General features: G+C 69.4%; 22 protein-coding genes. 11 read left to right on the forward strand and 11 right to left on the reverse strand.

From position 1 onward, the window contains the following. Positions 1–223 precede the first annotated feature (223 nt). Complete coding sequence (locus ACN5KJ_RS08600; protein ID WP_206564067.1) at positions 224–877, reverse strand: peroxiredoxin; 654 nt, start codon at positions 875–877, stop codon at positions 224–226. Positions 878–1,045: 168 nt separating this feature from the next. On the opposite strand from ACN5KJ_RS08600, the gene ACN5KJ_RS08605 reads away from it, so the two are divergent. Then, complete coding sequence (locus ACN5KJ_RS08605) at positions 1,046–2,485, forward strand: aldehyde dehydrogenase family protein (protein WP_418593324.1); 1,440 nt, start codon at positions 1,046–1,048, stop codon at positions 2,483–2,485. Between the two features lie 204 nt (positions 2,486–2,689). Here ACN5KJ_RS08605 and ACN5KJ_RS08610 read toward each other — a convergent pair whose 3' ends face one another. From ACN5KJ_RS08610 to ACN5KJ_RS08625, 4 genes are all read right to left on the reverse strand, one after another. Then, complete coding sequence (locus ACN5KJ_RS08610; RefSeq protein ID WP_418593325.1) at positions 2,690–3,334, reverse strand: RluA family pseudouridine synthase; 645 nt, start codon at positions 3,332–3,334, stop codon at positions 2,690–2,692. Positions 3,335–3,510: 176 nt separating this feature from the next. Beyond that, on the reverse strand, positions 3,511–3,894 hold the full coding sequence (locus ACN5KJ_RS08615; protein WP_418593326.1) for a GFA family protein: 384 nt from the start codon (positions 3,892–3,894) through the stop codon (positions 3,511–3,513). Positions 3,895–4,003: 109 nt separating this feature from the next. Continuing rightward, on the reverse strand, positions 4,004–4,465 hold the full coding sequence (locus ACN5KJ_RS08620; protein WP_418593327.1) for a GAF domain-containing protein: 462 nt from the start codon (positions 4,463–4,465) through the stop codon (positions 4,004–4,006). 144 nt (positions 4,466–4,609) lie between these two features. Next, on the reverse strand, positions 4,610–5,782 hold the full coding sequence (locus ACN5KJ_RS08625; RefSeq protein WP_418593329.1) for a thiolase family protein: 1,173 nt from the start codon (positions 5,780–5,782) through the stop codon (positions 4,610–4,612). 89 nt (positions 5,783–5,871) lie between these two features. On the opposite strand from ACN5KJ_RS08625, the gene ACN5KJ_RS08630 reads away from it, so the two are divergent. The 3 genes from ACN5KJ_RS08630 (at position 5,872) to ACN5KJ_RS08640 (ending at position 8,978) form a co-directional block, all read left to right on the forward strand. Further along, positions 5,872–6,207, forward strand: coding sequence for an STAS domain-containing protein (locus ACN5KJ_RS08630; protein ID WP_347165782.1), 336 nt, complete (start codon positions 5,872–5,874; stop codon positions 6,205–6,207). Positions 6,208–6,230: 23 nt separating this feature from the next. After that, the gene (locus tag ACN5KJ_RS08635; protein WP_418593330.1) at positions 6,231–6,692 is read left to right on the forward strand and encodes an ATP-binding protein; all 462 of its coding nucleotides are present in this window, start codon (positions 6,231–6,233) and stop codon (positions 6,690–6,692) included. A 708-nt stretch (positions 6,693–7,400) separates the two neighbouring features. Then, positions 7,401–8,978, forward strand: coding sequence for a gamma-glutamyltransferase family protein (locus ACN5KJ_RS08640; RefSeq protein ID WP_418593332.1), 1,578 nt, complete (start codon positions 7,401–7,403; stop codon positions 8,976–8,978). A 253-nt stretch (positions 8,979–9,231) separates the two neighbouring features. On the opposite strand, the gene ACN5KJ_RS08645 is transcribed toward ACN5KJ_RS08640, so the two are convergent. The 4 genes from ACN5KJ_RS08645 to ACN5KJ_RS08660 form a co-directional block, all read right to left on the reverse strand. Beyond that, positions 9,232–10,602, reverse strand: a complete 1,371-nt coding sequence (locus ACN5KJ_RS08645; RefSeq protein ID WP_347165784.1) for a glutamate--cysteine ligase — start codon at positions 10,600–10,602, stop codon at positions 9,232–9,234. Positions 10,603–10,667: 65 nt separating this feature from the next. Further along, entirely contained in the window at positions 10,668–11,192 is a 525-nt protein-coding gene (locus ACN5KJ_RS08650) for a hypothetical protein (RefSeq protein WP_418593334.1), read from the reverse strand. Continuing rightward, positions 11,189–12,043 carry a GNAT family N-acetyltransferase gene (locus ACN5KJ_RS08655; RefSeq protein ID WP_418593335.1) on the reverse strand — a complete coding sequence of 285 codons (855 nt, stop codon included), beginning with the start codon at positions 12,041–12,043 and terminating at the stop codon, positions 11,189–11,191. The genes ACN5KJ_RS08650 and ACN5KJ_RS08655 overlap by 4 nt, the downstream gene beginning before the upstream one ends. Then, on the reverse strand, positions 12,040–12,759 hold the full coding sequence (locus ACN5KJ_RS08660; protein ID WP_347165787.1) for a 16S rRNA (uracil(1498)-N(3))-methyltransferase: 720 nt from the start codon (positions 12,757–12,759) through the stop codon (positions 12,040–12,042). Before ACN5KJ_RS08660 ends, ACN5KJ_RS08655 begins: the two co-directional genes overlap by 4 nt. A 12-nt stretch (positions 12,760–12,771) precedes the next feature. Here ACN5KJ_RS08660 and ubiA point away from each other — a divergent pair, with 12 nt between their 5' ends. The 4 genes from ubiA (at position 12,772) to ACN5KJ_RS08680 (ending at position 17,133) form a co-directional block, all read left to right on the forward strand. Beyond that, positions 12,772–13,737: a 4-hydroxybenzoate octaprenyltransferase gene (ubiA, locus tag ACN5KJ_RS08665; RefSeq protein WP_418593337.1), complete on the forward strand. Its 966-nt coding sequence runs from the start codon at positions 12,772–12,774 to the stop codon at positions 13,735–13,737. Positions 13,738–13,798: 61 nt separating this feature from the next. Continuing rightward, positions 13,799–15,733: an OmpA family protein gene (locus tag ACN5KJ_RS08670; protein WP_418593339.1), complete on the forward strand. Its 1,935-nt coding sequence runs from the start codon at positions 13,799–13,801 to the stop codon at positions 15,731–15,733. Then, the gene (locus ACN5KJ_RS08675) at positions 15,720–16,046 is read left to right on the forward strand and encodes a hypothetical protein (protein ID WP_206564082.1); all 327 of its coding nucleotides are present in this window, start codon (positions 15,720–15,722) and stop codon (positions 16,044–16,046) included. Before ACN5KJ_RS08670 ends, ACN5KJ_RS08675 begins: the two co-directional genes overlap by 14 nt. Positions 16,047–16,260: 214 nt before the next feature. Then, positions 16,261–17,133, forward strand: a complete 873-nt coding sequence (locus tag ACN5KJ_RS08680) for a TIGR01459 family HAD-type hydrolase (RefSeq protein WP_418593341.1) — start codon at positions 16,261–16,263, stop codon at positions 17,131–17,133. A 7-nt stretch (positions 17,134–17,140) separates the two neighbouring features. On the opposite strand, the gene ACN5KJ_RS08685 is transcribed toward ACN5KJ_RS08680, so the two are convergent. Continuing rightward, entirely contained in the window at positions 17,141–17,266 is a 126-nt protein-coding gene (locus ACN5KJ_RS08685; RefSeq protein WP_347165791.1) for a hypothetical protein, read from the reverse strand. 107 nt (positions 17,267–17,373) lie between these two features. Here ACN5KJ_RS08685 and ACN5KJ_RS08690 point away from each other — a divergent pair, with 107 nt between their 5' ends. The 3 genes from ACN5KJ_RS08690 (at position 17,374) to ACN5KJ_RS08700 (ending at position 19,276) form a co-directional block, all read left to right on the forward strand. Next, positions 17,374–18,072, forward strand: a complete 699-nt coding sequence (locus ACN5KJ_RS08690) for a helix-turn-helix transcriptional regulator (RefSeq protein ID WP_418593343.1) — start codon at positions 17,374–17,376, stop codon at positions 18,070–18,072. A 124-nt stretch (positions 18,073–18,196) separates the two neighbouring features. Continuing rightward, the gene (locus tag ACN5KJ_RS08695; protein ID WP_206564085.1) at positions 18,197–18,640 is read left to right on the forward strand and encodes a MaoC family dehydratase; all 444 of its coding nucleotides are present in this window, start codon (positions 18,197–18,199) and stop codon (positions 18,638–18,640) included. Between the two features lie 153 nt (positions 18,641–18,793). After that, the gene (locus ACN5KJ_RS08700; protein WP_418593345.1) at positions 18,794–19,276 is read left to right on the forward strand and encodes a hypothetical protein; all 483 of its coding nucleotides are present in this window, start codon (positions 18,794–18,796) and stop codon (positions 19,274–19,276) included. A gap of 75 nt (positions 19,277–19,351) precedes the next feature. Here the strand turns inward: ACN5KJ_RS08700 and ACN5KJ_RS08705 are convergent, their stop codons facing one another. Next, positions 19,352–20,380 (reverse strand): NAD(P)/FAD-dependent oxidoreductase, encoded by a 1,029-nt coding sequence (locus ACN5KJ_RS08705; protein WP_418593347.1) that lies wholly within the window; start codon positions 20,378–20,380, stop codon positions 19,352–19,354. Between the last annotated feature and the right edge of the window lie 19 nt (positions 20,381–20,399).

The raw sequence follows: 20,399 nt of genomic DNA on the forward strand, positions 1-20,399 counted from the left end.
CCGCACCCCACGCGCGCCCCGGGATGTCCGGGCAGAAGACACAAGGGAAGGCGCCTCGCCTTCTTTGGTCCAAAAATACCTTGGGGGTCCGGGGGCAAAGCCCCCGGTCGGGCGCCCGGCGCCAGCCGGGCGACCGAACAGGCAGCGGCCAGGAAGCGGGCCCCAAGGAAAAACGCCCCCGCAGTGTCCTGCAGGGGCGTCCGGTCATTCTTGCCGCAAGCGCTTATGCCTTCAGCTTGGCCTTGCGCAGGTAGGGCAGCACGGTGTCGATGGCGCCGTACTTGGCGATGGCGTCCTCGTCCGAGACTGCGACCGGCACGATCACGTCCTCGCCGGGCGTCCAGTTGGCGGGCAGCGCCACGTTCTCCTTGGCCGAGGTCTGCAGCGCGTCCAGCGCCCGCAGCACTTCGGCGAAGTTGCGGCCCACGGTCATCGGGTAGGTCATCGACAGCTTCAGCTTCTTGTCCGGCCCGATGATGAAGACAACGCGCACGGTGGCGCTGTCTGCGGGCGTGCGGCCATCCGGCAGATAGGCGTCGGCGGGCAGCATGTCGAAGGCCTTGGCGACGGTCAGGTCATCGTCGGCGATGATCGGAAAACCGGCCTTGGCGCCCGAGGTGCTTTCGATGTCGCCCTTCCACTTCTTGTGGTCCTCGACGCCGTCGACGGAGATGCCCATGACCTTGGTGCCGCGCTTGGCCCATTCGTCGGAGAGCTGCGCCACGGCGCCGAACTCGGTCGTGCAGACCGGGGTGAAGTCCTTGGGGTGCGAGAACAGGATCGCCCAGCTGTCGCCGATCCAGTCGTGCAGCGAGACCTCGCCGAGGTCGGTGGTGACGGTCAGGTTGGGGATTTCGTCATTGATGCGCAATGCCATGACAATGTCCTTTCGTTTGGAGGATGAAAGCGTCGCGTTCCCTGCCTAGGTATAGGCTGGCGCGGGGAATGGAACCCCTCTCTTGCGACTCTGGCGCCCCGGTGACAGAGTGTCGCCAATGACCGACCGAACGGTCGGGAACCACTCAGCCTCATCGGGGAGGATACGATGATCGAGAAGAAGCAGTTCTACATCAACGGCGCATGGGTCGAGCCCATTGACGGCAGGGATCACCCGGTCATCGACCCCTCGACCGAAGAGCCCTGCGCGGTGATCTCGCTGGGCGGTCAGGCCGACACCGATGCCGCCGTCGCCGCCGCCAAGGCCGCCCTTCCCGGCTGGATGGCGACCCCGGTCGAGGACCGCATCGCGGCGCTGGAGCGTGTCTATGCCGCCTACAAGACCCGGACCGAGGATCTGGCCCGGGCCATGTCGACCGAGATGGGCGCGCCCATCGAGATGGCGCGCGCCAGCCAGGTCGGGGCGGGCATCGGCCACCTCAAGAATTTCATCGCCGCCGCCAAGGCCTTTGAATGGGAGCGTCCGCTGGGCGATCACGCCCCGAACGACCGGCTGATCATGGAGGCGGTGGGCGTCTGCGCCCTGATCACGCCGTGGAACTGGCCGATGAACCAGATCACGCTGAAGGTCGGGGCGGCGCTGGTGGCGGGCAATACCATGGTGCTGAAACCCTCCGAGGAAAGCCCGCTGGATGCGATGATCTTCGCCGAGATCATGGATGCCGCCGACCTGCCCCCGGGCGTCTTCAACCTGGTGAACGGGGATGGCGCGGGCGTTGGTTCGCAGCTGTCGTCGCACGCGGATGTGGACATGGTCAGCTTCACCGGATCGACCCGCGCCGGGCGCCTGATCTCGAAGGCCGCCGCCGATACGCTCAAGCGCGTGCATCTGGAGCTGGGCGGCAAGGGCGCCAACCTGATCTTCGCCGATGCGGACGAGAAGGCGGTGAAGCGCGGCGTGCTGCACATGATGAACAACACCGGCCAGTCCTGCAACGCGCCCTCGCGGATGATCGTCGAGGCGGCGCGTTATGACGCCGCCGTCGAAGAGGCGGCTGCCGTTGCGCAGAAGGTCACCGTAGGCCCCGCCTCGGAAGAGGGGCGCCACATCGGCCCGGTGGTGAACAAGGTGCAGTGGGAGAAGATCCAGGACCTGATCCAGAAGGGCATCGACGAAGGCGCGCGGCTGGTCGCGGGCGGCCCCGGGCGGCCTGACGGGCTGAACAAGGGCTTCTACGTGCGCCCCACGGTCTTTGCCGACGTTACGCAGGACATGACCATCGCGCGCGAGGAGATCTTTGGCCCGGTGCTGTCGATCCTGAAGTTCGACAGCGAGGAGCAGGCGGTCGAGATGGCCAACGACACGCCCTACGGCCTGACCAACTACGTGCAGAGCGCCGACGACGCGCGGCGCCGGCGCCTTGCCCGCCAGCTGCGGTCGGGCATGGTCGAGATGAACGGCCAGTCGCGCGGCGCCGGGTCTCCCTTCGGCGGCATGAAGATGTCGGGCAACGGCCGCGAGGGCGGCGCCTATGGCATCCACGATTTCGTCGAGGTCAAGGCGGTGTCCGGCTGGGCCGCCGAATGATCCCTTCGGCGGGCGGCTGACGCCGCCCGCGTTTCCCTGCGGGGCGGGGGGCGCGCCCTTCGGGCGCGCCGGTGTCTCAGACCGGACGCATGTGCCTGATCCGCCGGAGTTCCGGGCGCCCCTCGGGCGCATGGGGGCTCTGCCCCCGGCCCTGCGGGCCTCCCCCGGGATACTTGCGGACAGAAGAAGGGCGGGCGATGCCTGTCAGAAGGGGGCCGGGGCGCGGATCGTCAGACCCTTGCCGCTTTCGGGATGATTGAAGCGCAGTTCCTCGGCATGCAGCATCATGCGCGGGTAGGCCTGAGCGGTCTCCGGCGCGTAGAAGGGGTCGCCGAGGATCGGGTGGCCCAGAGCCAGCATGTGGACGCGCAGCTGGTGGGTGCGGCCGGTCTGCGGAAAGAGGCGCAGGCGGGTCTCGCCCTCCGATGCCGTCATGACCTTCCAGCCGGTCAGCGCCGGTTTGCCGGTCTCGTGGCAGACCTTCTGGCGCGGCCGGTTGGGCCAGTCGACGATCAGCGGCAGGTCGACCTCTCCGGTCCTGGGCTCCAGCCGTCCGGCCACCCGGGCGAGGTAGGTCTTGCGGGTCTTGCGGGTCTCGAACTGCTGGTTGAGGTGGCGCTGCGCGTGTTCGGTCAGGGCGAAGACCATGACGCCCGAGGTGTCCCGGTCGAGCCGGTGCACAAGCCGGACCGTGGGAAAGGCCCGCTGCAGGCGCGCGATCAGGCAATCCGCCAGATGCTCGCCCTTGCCGGGGACGGACAAGAGCCCGGCGGGTTTGTCGGCGAGCAGAAGATCCGCATCCTCGTAGAGGATCGGGATCTCGCCCTGCGGAGGGGTATAATCGCTCATGCCCCGGCTCCTGCCAGATGGGCGGGGCCGGAGCAAGGGGCCGGACACTTGCGGGGGGCGAAACGAGGCCGGGACCGGGCCAGACGCCTGCGAGGCCCCGCGCGGCACAGGCGGCTGCGGCGCGCATCGGGCATCGGAGCGCGGGCCTGGCGGGTTGGCGGGCGGCCCTGCCCGGCTCAGGACCGGATCGGGATGCCGTCCGCGATGTCGTAATAGTCGCCCTTGTCGGCGGCAAAGATGTGCTTTTCCAGCGTAATCCCGGTGGGCCGGTCGAGCGCGCCCAGGGCAAAGCTGGTCGTCTCTTCGGCATGGGCCTCCCAGAACAGGAAGGAACCGCAGGTCGGGCAGAAGCCGCGCCGCGCCTCCGGGGAGGAATCGAACCAGCGCACCGGTCCCTCGATGACAAGGGCCGCCCGGGGCACGTAGGCAGAGGCCCAGAGATGCCCCGACATGCGCCGGCACTGGCTGCAATGGCAGACGCTTGGCCCCGCTGGCGCGGCCTCGGTCCGGAAGGTCACGGCGCCGCAGAGGCAGTGGCCCCGGAGGGTCTGGTCGGTCATGGGAAGTCCTTTCCTGATGGTCGCGCCGGACACCCCGGCGCGTGGCTGGAGGGGGGGGGGCCGCTGCGGGGCGTCAGCCCCGTGGCCGGGGCGCCCGGAGGCTGCGCGCTCATCCGCCACCGCCGGCGAAGACCGCGTCCAGGATGGCCTGCAAGGCCCGCACGTCTGCCTCGTCGAAGGCCGAGGGCCGGTCGCTGTCGATATCGAAGACGGCGATCAGCGCACCAGAGCCGTCGCGCACCGGAAGCACCAGTTCCGACCGGGTCGAAGAGGCGCAGGCGATATGCCCGGGGAAGGCCCCGACGTCCGGGACCAGCTGCGCCCGGCCCGTGCGGGCGCAGGCGCCGCAGACGCCCCTGTCGAAGGGGATCACGAGGCACCCGTGCCCGCCCTGATAGGGGCCGATCTTCAGAAGGCCCGGTTCGGTGACCCGGTAGAAGCCGGTCCAGTCGAACCGGTCGTCGGCGTGGTGCACCTCGCAGGTGACGGTGGCCATCAGCGCGACGATATCCGTCTCGCCCTCTGTCAGCGCGGCGACGGTTCTGGACAGGGTCTGGTAATCGGCTGGCATTGCGGTCCTTCTTCGGTCTCGGTCGGCGCCCGCCTCCCCGGCCGGGCGAGGGCGCCTGTGCCACGCTCGTCCCGGCATCGCGCCCGCCCGTGCGGTCGGCACAGCGTGCTCAGCACGGCGGGATCAGCCGGGAGGCCGGGCGCGTCAGGGGCGTTCGATGGCGATGGCGGTGCCTTCGCCGCCGCCGATGCAGATCGCGGCGACGCCCCGTTTCAGGCCGCGCGCCTCGAGCGCATGCAGAAGCGTCACCACGATGCGGGCGCCCGAGGCCCCGATCGGGTGCCCCAGCGCGCAGGCCCCGCCGTTGACGTTGACGATCTCGCGGTCGAGCGCCATTTCGCGCATGAAGGCCATCGGCACCACGGCAAAGGCCTCGTTCACCTCCCAGAGGTCGACATCCGCCTTGTCCCAGCCCAGGCGCTCCAGCAGCTTGCGGGCCGCCGGGACGGGCGCCGTGGGAAACAGCGCGGGCGCCTGCGCGTGGCTGGCATGGCCCATCACATAGGCGCGCGGCGTGCAGCCGGAGGCCTCTGCCGCCTCTTCGGTCGCAAGGATCAGCGCCGCCGCGCCGTCCGAGATCGACGAGGCATTGGCGGGCGTCACGGTGCCGCCCTCGCGGAAGGCGGGCTTCAGATGCGGAATGCGGTCGGGCCTTGCGTTGCCGGGCTGTTCATCCTCGGCCACCGTCGTCTCGCCGCCGCGGGTGGCCAGTGTGACCGGCGCGATCTCGGCGCCGAAAGCCCCGGTCTTCTGCGCCTCCAGCGCGCGCGACAGCGAGGCCAGCGCATAATCGTCCTGCGCAGCGCGGGTGAACTGGAAGGCCTCGGCACAATCCTCGGCAAAGGTGCCCATCAGGCGCCCCTTGTCGTAGGCATCCTCGAGCCCATCGAGGAACATGTGATCGACCACCGCGCCATGGCCCAGCCGGGCGCCGCCGCGCATCTTCGGCAAGAGGTAGGGCGCATTGGTCATCGACTCCATGCCGCCCGCGACGATGGTCGCGGCATGGCCAAGCGCCAGCCGGTCGAAGCCGACCATCGCCGCCTTCATGCCAGAGCCGCACATCTTGTTGAGCGTGGTGGCCGGGACCGCCTCGTCCAGCCCCGCGGCAAAACCCGCCTGACGCGCCGGGGCCTGCCCCTGTCCCGCGGGCAGGACACAGCCCATCAGCAACTCGTCGATGGCCGGATCGCCCGCCTGCGCGCGGGCAGCCCGGATCGCGGCCCCGCCCAGACCGGCGGCGGTTTCCGCCGAAAGCGCCCCCTGAAAGCCCCCCATGGGCGTCCGGGCGGCCCCGGTGATGACGACCCTGTGCATGACGATCCCCCCTGTGCCTGTCCGATGCATACCGAATGGTAAGGATTGGCGCCTAGTTTCGACCGAAAGACAACCCCGACGAGGCGAAGATGGACCTTACCACAACCCGGCAACACGGCGTGGACGTCGTGACCGTCAATGCCGACCGCATCGACGCGGCGGTCGCGATCCAGTTCAAGGACCGCATGCGCGAGGCGCTCTCCGGTGCGAAAGACCGCCTTGTGATGGACCTGCACAGGGTCACCTTCATCGATTCAAGCGGCCTTGGCGCGATCGTGGCCGCGATGAAGCTGATGCCGCCGGGGGCGAAACTGGAACTGGCCGGGCTGACGCCCGCCGTGGACAAGGTCTTTCGCATGACCCGCATGGACAGCATCTTCGCCATCCATGCCGATGCCGAGGCGGCGACCACCGGCCCGGCCTGACCGCCGCGCGGGGGAGGGCGACGATGATCACATCGGCCGAACGGTCGGATGACGGCATCCTGATCCGCTGCATGCTGGACGCCACGCCGGACAGCGTCTCTGACTGTCTGCGCAAGATCCGGGCCGAGATCGAACAGCAGGCGCCCGGGGTCGATCAGGGGCTGCCATGGGAGCTGGTGGTGGCCGAGGTGCTGAACAATATCGTCGAGCACGCCTGTCGCGACCGCCCCTCGGGCAGGATTATCGTCTGCCTCGCGTTCCGCGCCACCGGCCTGTTTGCCGATTTCACCGACGACGGGTGCGCGATGCCCGGCCAATGCCCGCCGGAAGGCCGGGCGGTGGCTGTGGACCGCGCGCCCGAGACCCTGCCCGAGGGCGGATTTGGCTGGTTCCTGATCCGCTCGCTGACCACCGACCTGCGCTACCGCCGCGCGGACGGGGCCAACCACCTGTCCCTAACGGTGCCACGGTCGCTGGACGGCTGACGACCGGACGCCCCCCCCCTGCCCCGCCGGACCCGGGCTGCGGCGGCCCCTGCCTTCCCCGGGGGATGCGTCCCGGCACCCGGGCCGCGCCGGGATGCCTGCGGGACCTGCGCGCCAGCACCGCCATGGGGGTGGAACGCGGGGCCGGGGTGCCGCCGCCTCGGCGTCTTTGATCCCGGCCGCGCCACGCCGGATGTCACGCCTGATGTGCCGGCCTGTCCGCCCCGGACCGTCGGGCCGGGCGGCGATGTGGTGAGCGCCAGGCCAAGACATTCCCGCTAAACGTGTATTGCCTTACGCGAAGACTCCTCAGCGTCAGAAATGGTCCCGCTGGGGTCTAAATCCCGCCCGGTTTGGCGGGCACTCTCGGTCCTGTAGCTGCATATGGCTTCCCTCGGCGTCGCGCGTTCACAGCCCCCACCCAGTGCGCGGCGTCGAGGTCTTCCCCCCAAAATCTCCCACCTTACGAGCCGCCCATGGGGCCGCGCCTGCCCGCTGCCCCCTTTCCGCCGTCCCCGCACAAGCTCGCCTCGCCACAGATCGGCCCGGATTGGCGGCGCTCCCCTGCCCGGTTGCCGCATATGGCCTGTCCCGGTGTCCTGCCCCGACAGGCCAATCCGGCGCGCGGCGCCGCCCCCCGACAGACGCGCGATTGACGCCCCCGAAGCGGCGCCTATGCTCGGCGCGACGAGGGAGGAGACCCCGGACATGCGCGATTTCCAGCTTCCCGGACGGTCCCCCGTCCTGGCAATGAACGGCCTCTGCGCCACCTCGCACCCGATTGCGGCAGAGGCGGCGATCTCGATCCTGCGGCGGGGCGGCAACGCGATGGATGCGGCCATTGCAGGCGCCGTGCTGCTGGGGCTGGCAGAGCCCGCGATGACCGGGATCGGTGGCGACTGCTTCGCACTGGTCTCTCCGGCGGGCGGCGACGAGGTGATCGCCGTCAACGGATCGGGCCGCGCGCCCGCCGGGGCCAGCGCCGCGACCCTGCGCGCGGAAGGCCACGACACCGTGCCGCTGGACAGTGCCCATGCGGTGACGGTGCCCGGCGCCGTCGACGCCTTCTGCACCATGTCCGAGCGATGGGGCAGGCTGGGTCTGGCCGACAGCCTCGCCCCGGCGATTCGCGCCATGGACGAGGGCGTGCCCATCGCGCCGCGCGTGGCCTACGACTACGCCGCCTCGGGCCACCGGCTGCAGGGCGCGGCGCGACGGCATTTCCTGTCCGGCGATGCGGCGCTGACAAAAGGCCAGATCTTCCGCCTGCCCGGTCAGGCCGAGGTGCTGCGCCGGATCGCCGCGCAGGGCCGCAGCGCCTTCTACGAAGGCGCGGTGGCCGAGGACATGGTGAACAGCCTGCGCGCGCTGGGGGGCTGCCACAGGCTGGAGGATTTCGCCGCCACCGCCTGCACGGTGGGCGCGCCGCTGGACGGGATCTACAAGGGGCACGAGTTGCTGGAGCATCCGCCCAACGGACAGGGCGTGACGGCGCAGCTGCTGCTGAACATCCTGTCCGAGTTCGACCTCGGCGCCATGGACCCCCTCGGCGCCGACCGTGCCCATATCGAGGCCGAGGCGGCGAAGCTGGCCTATGACGCCCGCAACCGGTTTGTCGCCGACCCGGACCACATCACCCGGCTCGACCATCTGCGCGCACCAGAGACGGCGCGGGCGCTGGCGGCGCTGATCGACCCCAGGCGGGCGATGACCTCGGCCACCCGGATCAGCGAGGCGGTGCATCGCGACACGGTCTATATCACCGTGGTGGACCGCGACCGCATGGCGGTCTCGCTGATCTGTTCGATCTTCCACAGCTTCGGCGCGGGTCTGGCCTCGGACCGCTTCGGCGTGCTGTTCCAGAACCGGGGCGCGGGCTTCTCGCTGGACGCGGGGCACGCCAACGAGATGGCGGGCGGCAAGCGGCCCATGCATACGATCATCCCGGCGATGCTGCGCAAGGCGGGCCGCGTGACCATGCCCTTCGGGGTGATGGGCGGGCAGTACCAGCCCAAGGGCCACGCCCGGGTGCTGACAAATATGATCGACTACGGCATGGACCCGCAGCAGGCGCTGGATGCGCCCCGCTGCTTTGCCGAAGGGGGCGTGCTGCAGATCGAGCGTGGCTATGCGCCGGGCGTTGCGACAGAGCTGGCGGCGCGGGGCCATGTGGTGCGCGAGGCGGCCAAGCCGATCGGCGGTGCGCAGGCGATCGTGATCCACGAGAACGGCGTGCTGGAGGGCGCTTCGGACCCCCGCAAGGACGGCTGCGCGGTGGGCTACTGACACAGGGCCTGTGGCAGATGTGATCCGAAGGGGCGCCTGGCGGCGCTCAGGTCAGAGTGCGCTCGGGCCGCGCAGGCCCCGGGGCGGGCTCTGCCCTCCCCGGACCCCACCCGAGGTATTTGCCGGACCAGAGAAGACAGGGCGGTGCCCGGATCGCCTTTCCGGTCGTCTTGCCGCCGTCATCGGGCGCGGCGGAGCGCCGGGGTGGTCTGGGATGGGTCTGGGGGGTGGGTCTGCAACCCACCCGCGGCGCTCAGTAGGAATAGGCGGCGTAGATGCGTTTCAGGTCGCCGTTCCAGTCGCCGTGGTAGTGTTCCAGGAGTTCGTCGGAGGGGGTCTTGCCGCTGTCGACGCTTTCCTTCAGCGCGTTCAGGAAATGGGTCTCATCGGGCACCAGACCGCCCGAACCGGGGCGCGCGCGCGCCTTCAGCCCGGCCTCGGCGATGTCCAGCACCTCGCGCGAGAGCGCCAGCATGTCGATCTTGCCGACCTTCGCCCGCAGGCCGTCGCGGATCGAGGCTGCGCGCAGCTCTTCGCGGGTTTCGGCATCCCAGCCCTTCGCGATGTCCCAGACCGCGTCGAGCGCGCCCTGGTCGTACATCAGCCCGACCCAGAAGGCGGGCAGCGCGCAGAGCCTGCGCCAGGGACCGCCATCGGCACCGCGCATCTCGATGAATTTCTTCACCCGCGCGTCGGGGAAGACCGTGGTCAGGTGGTCGGCCCAATCCGAGAGGGTCGGGATTTCGCCCGGCAGCGCCGGCAGTTCACCCTTCATGAAGTCGCGGAACGACTGGCCCAGTGCATCGACATAGACCCCGTCGCGGTAGACGAAGTACATCGGCACATCCAGCGCGTAATCGACCCAGGCCTCGAAGCCGAAGCCCTCGTCGAAGACGAAGGGCAGCATGCCTGTCCGGCTGTCGTCGAGCGTTTCCCAGATCTGCATGCGCTTGGACTGCACGCCCAGCGGCTTGCCCTCGAAGAAGGGCGAGTTGGCAAAGAGCGCGGTGGCGACAGGGGACAGCGCCAGCGCCACGCGCAGCTTCTGCACCATGTCCGCCTCTGACCCGAAGTCGAGGTTGACCTGAACGGTGCAGGTGCGCCGCATCATCTCGCGCCCGGTGGTGCCGACCTTGGGCATATAGGCGTCCATGAGCTTGTAACGGCCCTTGGGCATCAGCGGCATCTCGTCATGCGTCCAGATCGGCGCCGCCCCCAGCCCGATGAAGCCCACGCCGATCTCGTCGGCGACGCCCTTCACCTCGCGCAGGTGTTCGTTCACCTCGTCGCAGGTCTGGTGGATGGTTTCCAGCGGTGCGCCCGAAAGCTCCAGCGCGCCGCCCGGTTCCAGCGACACGTTGGCGCCGTCCTTGGTCAGGCCGATGATATGCCCGCCCTCTTCGACCGGGTCCCAGCCGAAGCGGTCGCGCAGGCCTTCCAGCACCGCGCGGATCGAGCGGGTGCCGTCATAGGGCAGCGGTTTCAGGGAATCCTTGCAGTAGCCGAACTTCTCGTGCTCGGTGCCGATGCGCCAGTCGTCCTTGGGCTTGATGCCCGAGGCGAGGTATTCGGCCAGTTGCGCCTTGGACTCGACGGGTCCGCCGCCGGATTGAGGGATCGACATTGGGGATACTCCGGGTCTTGTCCTGCGCCTAGGGGTTCAAGCCATGGTCGCAAACGCCGGGGGTGTCAATGCAGACGCCTTGCTGCATTGCGCACATGCTCTGCGCGCCATATCACGACCGGCTGACGGGCGCCCGCCTGCATCTGCTGCAACATGCGTTCGGTGCGGATGCCGGGCAGGGTCGCGAAGGCATCGAAGAGCTGGTCGGCGCCCCGGGCCCCCAGCGGGATCGCCAGCGCGGGCTGGCCCGGCGCCTGCAGCAGCCAGTGCGGCGGGCGCGCAGTGGGATCGAGCGACAGCGCCTCGAGCGCCTCGAGATCGACGATCCCGCCCGAGAGCGGACCGAAGTAGCTGATCCGCCGCTCCACCACCTGCACCACACCGGGGGCGGTTTCCTCCCGGTGGAAGCGGCCGCGCTGGATGCCGGTGTAGACCATCACCGCGCCGCCCAGCACCACGGCGTAGCCGATCCAGTGCAGCAGCCCGCCGCCGGTGAAGAACCCCCAGTAGAGGCCCAGCAGGATCAGCCCCACCCCGATCAGCGCATCGCGCCAGCGGTTGAGCGCGGCCCTGGCCTCGTCGCGGATCATGACAGCACGCCCGACAGCGCGGTGTTCAGCCGGACCATCCCGTTCAGCAGGGCGACGCGATAGGCGCCGACCCGGGCAAAGCCGATCCTCTCGTAGGCCCGGGCGGCGGCGTCGGAGGCCGCGAAGAGGATGGCGGTGCGAATCCCCGCCCCCCTCAGTGCGCACAGATGCGCCGCGACGACGCGCCCCGCGAGACCTCTGCCCCGCAGCGGCGGCGGAACGTAGACGCCGCCGATCTGCACGGTATCGCCGGCGCGCGCGTTGACGGCCGCCATCGCCACCGGCTCGCCGTCTTGCAGCAACAGGCGGATGTGTTCCGCATCCACGGCCCCTGCCGCCCGGGACACCGCGTCTTCGGCGGTGCCGGTCCGGGTGTCGGCAAGGTATCCCGCGAACCATGTCTGCAAGAGCGGCAGGTCCGCCGCCCCGGGCATCCGAACCGTATCGGCAGAGGACAGGGTTGCCAGATCCAGACGGTATAGCGGCTCGACTCTGTTCAAGGACCAGTCCTCCGCGGCCAGCGGCAGCGCCTCTAGAAACCGCGCGACCTGATCCGCCTCGCCGGTCATGCCGCGCAGGTCGAGACCATCGAGCAGCGGCAGGCAGGACCGCGCCTGCTGAACCGAGAGGTGCGGCATCTGGCACATCAGGAAGCCGCCATTGGCCCGCCCCAGCACGCCGGTGATGACCCCGTCCTCTTCGCGAAGGTAAAAGGCGGTGCCATGCGGGTGGTCCCCGTTGCCGGTGCCATGGGCTTCGAGATTGCCCAAAAGAAACATCGAAGTCTCGATGCGCGGCTCCAGAAAGGCGCGGAGCGCGGACACATCCGCTTCGGTCGCGCGCCGCATCATCGCCAGTCCCCCACGGCCTGCTGCCAGAGCGTCAGGGCCGCGACCGCCGCCGTTTCGGCGCGCAGGATGCGGGGGCCGAGGCTGATGGCGGTGGTGCAGTCCATGCCGCGCAGGCGGCTGCGCTCGGCCTCGGAGAAACCGCCCTCGGGGCCGATCAGCACGGCCCAGGGCCCCGGTTCCAGCCCCGACAGCGAGACCGCGCCGCCGACGGCGCTTTCATCGGCGAAGAGGATGCGCCGCCCCTGCCAATCCGCCAGCAGGCGGTCGAGGCGCTGCGGTTCCGCCACCTCGGGCACATGGGTCGCGCCGCATTGCTCGGCGGCCTCCAGCGCATGGGCCTGCTGCTTGTCGACGCGCAGGCGTTCCGAATTGGTGAATGCGGTCAGAACCGGCAGGATGCGGCGCGCGCCCATCTCGACGGCCTTTTCGACGATGAACTGGGTCTGCGCCTTCTTCACCGGCGCGAACATCAGCCAGAGGTCGGGCGGCATGACCTGAGGCCCGCTTTGCGCCTGACAGGCCAGCAGGCCGCCGCGCTTGCCCGCATCCTCGACCGTGGCGCGCCATTCGCCGTCGCAGCCGTTGAACAGGCCCACGACATCGCCCGGACCCAGCCGCATCACGCCAAAGAGGTAATGCGCCTGCTCCCGCGTCAGCGCGACCTGTTGCCCCTCGCCCAAGGGGTGCTCTACACAAAGGCGGATCTTCGGTTTCATGAGGCGGAACATATGACCGGCACGGAACAGACGCCAGAGGTACAGGGACAGGTTCGCGACGCGGTGCGCGGCAACTGGGTGGACCGCTGGGCGCCTTCGGGGGCGCGGCCCTACCTGCGACTGTCGCGCGCGGACCGGCCCATCGGGACCTGGCTCTTGCTGCTGCCCTGCTGGTGGGGGCTGCTGCTGTCGATGGTGTCGGACGGGCAGGCGCGCTGGTTCGACCTGTGGATCTTCGTCGGCTGCGGCATCGGCGCGGTGCTGATGCGCGGCGCGGGCTGCACCTGGAACGACATCACCGACCGGCACATCGACGGATCGGTGGCACGCACGGCCTCGCGGCCGATCCCCTCGGGGCAGGTCACGGCGAAGCAGGCTCTGGCATGGGCCGTGGCGCAATGCCTGGTGGCCTTCTGCATCCTGATCACCTTCCCGCCCATGGCCATCGCGCTGGGGGTGCTGGCGCTGCTGCCCGTCGCCATCTACCCCTTTGCCAAGCGGTTCACATGGTGGCCGCAGGTCTTCCTTGGCATCGCCTTCAACTGGGGCGCCCTGCTGGCCTGGACGGCGCATTCGGGCACATTGGGCCTGCCCGCCGTGCTTCTGTACCTCGCGGGCATGGCCTGGACGCTGTTCTACGACACCATCTACGCCCATCAGGACAAGGAGGACGACGCGCTGATCGGGGTCAAATCCACCGCCCGGCTGTTCGGAGACGACACGCCGAAGTGGCTGTCGCGCTTCCTGGTGATCTGCGTCTTCCTGATGGGTGCCGCCATCGTGCTTGCGGCGCCCGGGGGAAACATCATGGCGCTGGTGGTGATGATCTTCGGCCCCTGGGCCATGGGCTGGCACATGGTCTGGCAGATGCGGCGGCTGAAGCTGGACGACAACGACCGCCTGCTGGACCTGTTCCGGTCGAACCGCGACGCGGGCCTTCTGCCCGTGCTATTTTTCGCCGGTGCCCTGCTGGCTTGATTGCGCAGCCGGAGGGGCAGGCATAGATAAGTCCGGACGAAACTGGGGATAACCGACTCTCATGCGGCTTTCGACGCTCTTCACCATCGGCGGAACCTTCACGGCGGCCGGGGCACTCAGCCTTGTTGCCGCCTATTTCTCGGCCCAGATGGTGGAAAACGCCTCTATCACCAGCGTCCTGAACGAGCTGGACTCCGAGGGCCTGACCTGGGCCGAGGTCGACACCAACGGGTTGCAGGTCTTCCTGATCGGCACCGCGCCCGACGAGGCCGCCCGCTTTCAGGCCCTGTCCACCGCGGGACGGGTCGTCGACGCCAGCCGCGTGATCGACCAGATGCTGGTGGAAGACCCCGAAGACCTCGCCCCGCCGTATTTCTCGCTGGAGATCCTGCGCAACGACGCCGGCATCTCGGTGATCGGCCTCGTGCCCACCTCGACCGACCGCGAGGCGCTGATGGACAGTTTCCATGCGGCGGCCAAGGGGGTCGAGGTATCCGACCTGCTCGAATCCGCCGATTTCCCGGCGCCCGAGGGCTGGGACGACGCGCTGCACTTTGCCACCGCGGCCCTGCGCGACCTGCCGCGGTCGAAGATCTCTGTCGATGCCGAGCGGGTCGAGATCACCGCCATGACCGACAGCGCCGAGGCCCGGTCCCGCATCGAGACCGCCCTGACCCGCCGCAAGCCCGAGGATCTGCGGCTGGCGCTGGACCTCTCGGCGCCGCGGCCGGTGATCTCGCCCTTCGCGCTGCGCTTCACGATCGACGGGAACGGGCCGCGCTTCGACGCCTGCTCTGCCGATACCGAGGCCACGCGCGACCGCATCCTTCGCGCCGCCACGGGCGCGGGGCTGGAGGACAAGGCCACCTGCACGCTGGGCCTTGGCGCCCCCTCGCGCCGCTGGGCCGATGCGACCGAACTGGCGATTTCCAAGCTGGCCGAACTGGGACAGGGCTCGGTCACCTTCTCCAACACCGACGTCGCACTGATCGCCGCCGAGGGCACCGACGAGGCCAGCTTCGACCGCGTGGTGGGCGAATTGCAGGCCGCCCTGCCCGAGGTCTTTGCCCTGCACGCCACCCTGACCAAGCCGCCCGAGGCGCAGGACGACGGCCCGGTGGAATTCATCGCCACCCTGTCGCCGGAAGGCCGCGTGCAGATGCGCGGTCGCCTGTCGTCCGACAGCGCCCGCACGACCATGGACAGCTTTGCCAAGGCGCGTTTCGGCTCTGAAAACGTCTATACCGCCGCTCGCGTCGCCGAGGACATGCCGCAGGACTGGCCGGTGCGCACGCTGGCCGGGCTGGAAGCGCTGGCGACGCTGGCCAACGGGTCGGTCACCGTCACGCCCGACGGCGTCACCGTGCGCGGCAAGACCGGCAATGCCGATGCCAATGCAGAGATCGCCGCGCTGCTGGCCACCAAGATGGGCGAAGGCGCCGCGATGGATATCTCGGTGGAATACGTCGAACGGCTGGACCCGCTGCTGGGCCTGCCCTCGCCCGAGGAATGCGAGACGCAGATCGTCCAGACCATCGGCGCGCGCAAGATCAGCTTCGAACCCGGCGCCGCGACGCTGGATGCCTCTGCCGAAGAGATCATGGACGAACTGGCGGAACTGCTGAAGCGCTGCGGCGACATCCCGCTGGAAATCGGCGGCCACACCGACAGCCAGGGCCGCGAAAGCATGAACCAGGAACTGTCGCGCGACCGCGCGCAGGCGGTTCTGGACGCGCTGCGCATGCGCCTCGTCCCGGTCAAGAGCTACACCGTGCGCGGCTACGGCGAAGAGACCCCCATCGCGGACAACGGCACCGAAGCGGGACGCGAGGAAAACCGTCGGATCGAATTCAAGCTCTTGAAAATCGCCTCCGAAGAGGGGCAAGAGGGAGACGAACCGGCGGATGGGGACTCGCCGGATCCGGAATCGGACGAGCCGGCAGAGACCGGAGAAGCAGATGTCCCCGCGGAAGGGCCCGCGGATGAACAGAGGTGAATTCATAGTCGTCACGGCGATCATCCTGTTCGTGGCCTTCTGCCTAGGATGGTTCGCCCATTGGCTGGTTCACCGCTTTCGCCGCGTCAGTCAGGCCGACGTCGATCAGCTGGAACGCATGAGCCAGGAACTGCACGAGGCCGAGGAAACCCGCGATCAGGCGATCACCTACCTGCAGCAGCGCGAGGCCGAGCTGACCAACCAGCTGGTCCAGACCGAAGCAGAACTGCGGGCTGCGATGGACGGCCTGCGCGAAGCCCGGACCGAAGCCGAGGAAATGCGGACCTACGTCGAGCGCATGAACGGCGCCTGAGGCCATCCGGCAAGCCCCTGCGGGTTCTGCGCAGCTCCGACCCCGGCCGGGTTTCAGCCCCGCACAGCGCCGTGTCGCACGCACCATCCCGATACCCCGTCGCGCCCCCTGCGCAGGCTGGGTAACCCTCTGCCCGCGCCAGAGATCCGCCCTTCCCCCCCGGCCCGCGATATGGGATGACCCCGGCAAACCCTGTCCGGACGGAGCCCGCCCCATGACCCAGCTGATCACCGCCCTTTCCGAGGTCTCCGACCGCTACGACGCGCTCTTCGTCGATCTCTGGGGCTGCGTCCACGACGGCGTGACGGCCTTCCCCGAGGCGGTGGCCGCCCTGCAGGCCTACCGTGCCAAGGGCGGCGCGGTGATCCTTGTCACCAATGCCCCGCGCTCGCGCCACGAGGTGGCCAAGCAGCTGGTCCGCTTCGGCGTGCCGACCGACGCCTATGACGACATCGCCACCTCCGGCGACAGCGGGCGCGCGGCGATGTTTCAGGGCGCCGTGGGCAACAAGGTCTGGTTCATCGGGCAGGAATTCGACCGCAGCTTCTTCGAGCCGCTGCAGCTGATCGAGAACCCCGCCCCCGTCGAGGTGGTCCCGCTGGAAGAGGCCGAGGGCATCGTCTGCTGCGGCCCGCTGGACCCGCATGCGGAGCCCGACGTCTACCGCCCGCAGTTCCTGCTGGCCAAGCAGCGCGGGCTGAAGCTGCTATGTGCCAACCCCGATATCGTGGTGGATCGCGGCGGGCGGCGCGAATACTGCGCCGGTGCGCTGGCCGCGCTTTACACCGAGATGGGCGGCGAGAGCCTCTATTTCGGCAAGCCCCATCCGCCGATCTACGATCTTGCCCGGCGGCGACTGGAACAGCACCGCAAGGGCGTGGCCGACGCGGGCATCCTTGCCATCGGCGACGGCCCGGCCACCGACGTCCGGGGCGCCATGGGCGAGGATCTCGATTCGCTCTTCATCACCGGCGGGCTGGCACGCGAAGAGACCCGCACCGAGACCCAGCCCGAACCCGGGGCGCTGGCCGACTATATCGCCAGCCAGCAGATCGCGCCGACCTTCTCGATCGGCTACCTGCGCTGAGCGCGGGTCACTCGACCCACAGGTAACGGCGTTCGGTGCCCTTCGGGGCCGGGCGCCGCCGCGCCCGCGCGCCCTCCGGCGCCCAGCGGCCCAGTTGCAGCATCATCAGGACGTGGTGATCGTAGTAGCTCATGGCTGCGGCCCTTTCTCCAGCGTTTCCGGCACCCTGCGCCAAGGCCACTGACACCCCGTTGTCAGCAGTCCATGCTAGCCTGTCAGCACCGCAGCCGGAGACAGCCCATGCAGCGCACCAACCGCCTGTTCGAGATCATCCAGATCCTGCGGGGGGAAACCCGGCCGATGACCGCCGCCGCCCTCGCCCTGCGGCTGGAGGTCAGCGCCCGCACGATCTACCGCGATATTGCCGCGCTTCAGGCCATGCGCACGCCCATCGAGGGCGAGGCGGGCCTAGGCTACATCCTGCGGCGCAGCTACGACCTGCCGCCGCTGAACTTCGACCCCGAAGAGATCGTCGCCCTGCGCGTCGGCCTGTCGATGCTGGCACGCACCGGCGACGGCGCCCTGCAGGCGGCGGCGACCCGCATCTGCACCAAGGTCGACGCCCTGCGCGACGGCGCCGACTGGCTGGACGTGGCGCCATGGGGCGCGCCGCTGGACGATCCGGCCAAGGGCTGCGTGTCCAAGGCGGCGCTGCGTCAGGCAATCAGCGACTGCCGCAAGCTGCGGCTGGTCTATCGCGACGAGACCGGCGCCGAGACCCGGCGCATCGTCCGACCGCTGGCCATGATCTATCACCTCGACTGCGTCATGCTGGCGGCCTGGTGCGAGCTGCGCGGCGCGCTGCGCCACTTTCGCACCGACCGCATGTGGGAGGCAGAGCCGCTCGACGCCCGCTTTCCCGAGCAGGCCGAAACGCTGCGGGCGCTCTGGCGCGAGGCCGAAGCGGGCGCCCCGGCGCCAGAGTCACCCCGGTCGTGACTGCGACGAAAGGTGCATCCTGCGCATTTCTTCTTGATTTTCTGCGCGCGCAAAGTAATTAAGTTTCCTTAGCGGATAATTCCGCGGTTCAAAATTACCCAAGGGCGCAGCCATGGAGGGCGAGATGTTGGACAATATGCCACGCGGCACGATCTGCATCGAGGACATCGAGATGGGCATGACACGCCACCTGCGCAAACAGGTGACGGATCAGGACATCGAAATGTTCGCCGAGGTCTCGACCGACCGGAACCCGGTGCACCTGGACGACGACTACGCCCAGGACACCATCTTCGAGGGCCGAATCGCCCATGGCATGCTGACCGCCGGGCTGATCTCTGCGGTGATCGGCGAACAGCTTCCCGGCCACGGCACCGTCTATCTGGGCCAGTCGCTGAAGTTCCTCGCCCCGGTCCGCCCCGGCGACATGGTCTATGCCGAGGTCAAGGTGACCGATATCGACATCGCCAAGCGCCGCGTCACGCTGGAAACCCACTGCTCGGTCGACGGCAAGAAGGTGGTCATCGGAGAGGCCAAGGTCCTCGCCCCCTCGCGCAAGTTCGACTGACGGCGGGCACCGCTTCAGCACCCGGCGGACGGTCTTGCATCGCCTGCCGCGCGTTCGGGCCAGCGGAACTGCGGAAATCCCGTTGAAGACCGGATCGATCAGGATCAGGCCGTGGCACCCGCCACGGCTTCTTTCGTTTCAGGGATTTTGCACATGATCATCCGGTTCTCCGCCTTTGCCATCGCCCTCTCGACGGGCGCCGCCTTTGCCGCCTGCTCCTCTGCCCAGGCGAGCTTTCCCTCCTGCCCGGTTGAAGGCAGCGGAAAATGGCTGGAAGTCTGCGCCGAGGATCAGGCGGCGGTTTACCGCTACGGCCCCTCCGGGCAGCCGGAACTGGAACTGGTCGCGCAATACGGCCCGCTCGATTACGCGCCATGGCCCGGGGTGGGCCGGTCGGTCTGGGAAACGGTGACCTTCTACAACGGCAGCTACAGCTACACGGTCACGATCAGCATGGACCGGATGGACGAAAGCGCCTGGCCCGAGGGCGGCGTGACCCTGCGCAACGGCGGGACCGACCTCGTCCGTCTGGACTGCCGCCCGCAAGAGGCGCAGGTCGGCTGGACCGAAGGCCTGACGATGGGCAAGGCGCGCGCAGGCCTGCGCTGGGATCCGGGCAGCGGCTGGATCCGCTGACACCCGGCGGAGTGACCCGGTCGGGCGCGCGGCCCCTGTGACCGCCTCCGGACCGCCGCAGGCCCCGCGTCCCGGCTACAGGCGGAACCCGTCCGGAATGGCATCATGGCCGTCGAGAATCAGGTCGGCCATGACCTCGGCGACCTTCGGCGCCATGCCGAAACCGATCTTGAAACCGCCGTTGGCCACGAAATGCCCGGGCCTGCCGGGCCATGCGCCCAGCAGCGGCGCGCGGCTGCGCGCGCGCGGGCGCACCCCAGCCCAGCGTTGCAGCACCGGCGCCCCGGCCAGCTGCGGCATCAGCAGGCGGGCGCGAGCGATCAACGCCTCGCACTGGTCGTCCACCGCGTCGGGCGCCTCGAAGTCGCGCTCGGAGGTCGAGCCGATGGCCAGGGTTCCGTCGGCATGGGGGATGATGTGCATCCCGTCGACAAAGACCTGCGGCGCCTCGCGGGCGTCGAACCCCAGCAGGGCCGCCTGCCCCTTCACGCCATCGCCGACCTTGCGGCCCATGGCCTCGGAGAGGTCCAGCAACCCGCGCCAGCCGGTCGCCCAGACCACCGCCCCGCGATCCTCGCCCTGCGTGACGATCTCGGCGCCGCGCGCCGTCAGGGCCGCCTGCAGCGCGGCGCAGGCACGGCGGGGAAACATCCGCGCCGTCAGCGTGTCGCGGATGACAAGGCCCGAGGCAGAGGGCGGCACGAAGGCCCCCGCCTCTGCCACCGGAATCACCTGCCACTCTGCCTGCCCCTGCCACAGCTGCGCCGCGCCCCCGGCCCGCGCCTGCGCCAGCGCCAGCCCCGCCTCGTCGGCAATCGGCTGAAGCCGCCCGCTGCGCCCGTAGCCCGCCGACAGGCCCCCGGCCTCTTCGACCGCGCGCCAGAAGCCTTCGGCCATCAGCAGGCTGTCCAGCTGGAAGGCCTTCTTCTCGTTCCAGTTCTCCGGCACATGCGGCGCCAGCGCCCCGACCACGCCGCCCGAAGACCCGGCCCCCGGGCCCGCGGGGTCGATGACCCGCACCCGGGCCCCGCGCCGCAGACAGGCCCAGGCCACCGAAAGGCCGAAGATCCCGGCACCGCGAATCGTCACATCCCGGCTTGTCATTCCCTGCGCCTCCTGCAAG

It is taken from the genome of Ponticoccus sp. (in: a-proteobacteria) (assembly GCF_048381735.1).

Coding starts and splice junctions, on each gene's coding strand:
- ACN5KJ_RS08700 (WP_418593345.1), top strand. CDS start 18,794: ATGATCATCCGGTTCTCCGCCTTTGCCATCGCCCTCTCGACGGGCGCC.
- ACN5KJ_RS08625 (WP_418593329.1), bottom strand. CDS start 5,782: ATGCACAGGGTCGTCATCACCGGGGCCGCCCGGACGCCCATGGGGGGC.
- ACN5KJ_RS08670 (WP_418593339.1), top strand. CDS start 13,799: ATGCGGCTTTCGACGCTCTTCACCATCGGCGGAACCTTCACGGCGGCC.
- ACN5KJ_RS08660 (WP_347165787.1), bottom strand. CDS start 12,759: ATGAAACCGAAGATCCGCCTTTGTGTAGAGCACCCCTTGGGCGAGGGG.
- ACN5KJ_RS08675 (WP_206564082.1), top strand. CDS start 15,720: ATGAACAGAGGTGAATTCATAGTCGTCACGGCGATCATCCTGTTCGTG.
- ACN5KJ_RS08615 (WP_418593326.1), bottom strand. CDS start 3,894: ATGACCGACCAGACCCTCCGGGGCCACTGCCTCTGCGGCGCCGTGACC.
- ACN5KJ_RS08680 (WP_418593341.1), top strand. CDS start 16,261: ATGACCCAGCTGATCACCGCCCTTTCCGAGGTCTCCGACCGCTACGAC.
- ACN5KJ_RS08600 (WP_206564067.1), bottom strand. CDS start 877: ATGGCATTGCGCATCAATGACGAAATCCCCAACCTGACCGTCACCACC.
- ACN5KJ_RS08695 (WP_206564085.1), top strand. CDS start 18,197: ATGTTGGACAATATGCCACGCGGCACGATCTGCATCGAGGACATCGAG.
- ACN5KJ_RS08640 (WP_418593332.1), top strand. CDS start 7,401: ATGCGCGATTTCCAGCTTCCCGGACGGTCCCCCGTCCTGGCAATGAAC.
- ACN5KJ_RS08620 (WP_418593327.1), bottom strand. CDS start 4,465: ATGCCAGCCGATTACCAGACCCTGTCCAGAACCGTCGCCGCGCTGACA.
- ubiA (WP_418593337.1), top strand. CDS start 12,772: ATGACCGGCACGGAACAGACGCCAGAGGTACAGGGACAGGTTCGCGAC.
- ACN5KJ_RS08685 (WP_347165791.1), bottom strand. CDS start 17,266: ATGAGCTACTACGATCACCACGTCCTGATGATGCTGCAACTGGGCCGC.
- ACN5KJ_RS08645 (WP_347165784.1), bottom strand. CDS start 10,602: ATGTCGATCCCTCAATCCGGCGGCGGACCCGTCGAGTCCAAGGCGCAA.
- ACN5KJ_RS08655 (WP_418593335.1), bottom strand. CDS start 12,043: ATGATGCGGCGCGCGACCGAAGCGGATGTGTCCGCGCTCCGCGCCTTT.
- ACN5KJ_RS08610 (WP_418593325.1), bottom strand. CDS start 3,334: ATGAGCGATTATACCCCTCCGCAGGGCGAGATCCCGATCCTCTACGAG.
- ACN5KJ_RS08690 (WP_418593343.1), top strand. CDS start 17,374: ATGCAGCGCACCAACCGCCTGTTCGAGATCATCCAGATCCTGCGGGGG.
- ACN5KJ_RS08630 (WP_347165782.1), top strand. CDS start 5,872: ATGGACCTTACCACAACCCGGCAACACGGCGTGGACGTCGTGACCGTC.
- ACN5KJ_RS08705 (WP_418593347.1), bottom strand. CDS start 20,380: ATGACAAGCCGGGATGTGACGATTCGCGGTGCCGGGATCTTCGGCCTT.
- ACN5KJ_RS08605 (WP_418593324.1), top strand. CDS start 1,046: ATGATCGAGAAGAAGCAGTTCTACATCAACGGCGCATGGGTCGAGCCC.
- ACN5KJ_RS08635 (WP_418593330.1), top strand. CDS start 6,231: ATGATCACATCGGCCGAACGGTCGGATGACGGCATCCTGATCCGCTGC.
- ACN5KJ_RS08650 (WP_418593334.1), bottom strand. CDS start 11,192: ATGATCCGCGACGAGGCCAGGGCCGCGCTCAACCGCTGGCGCGATGCG.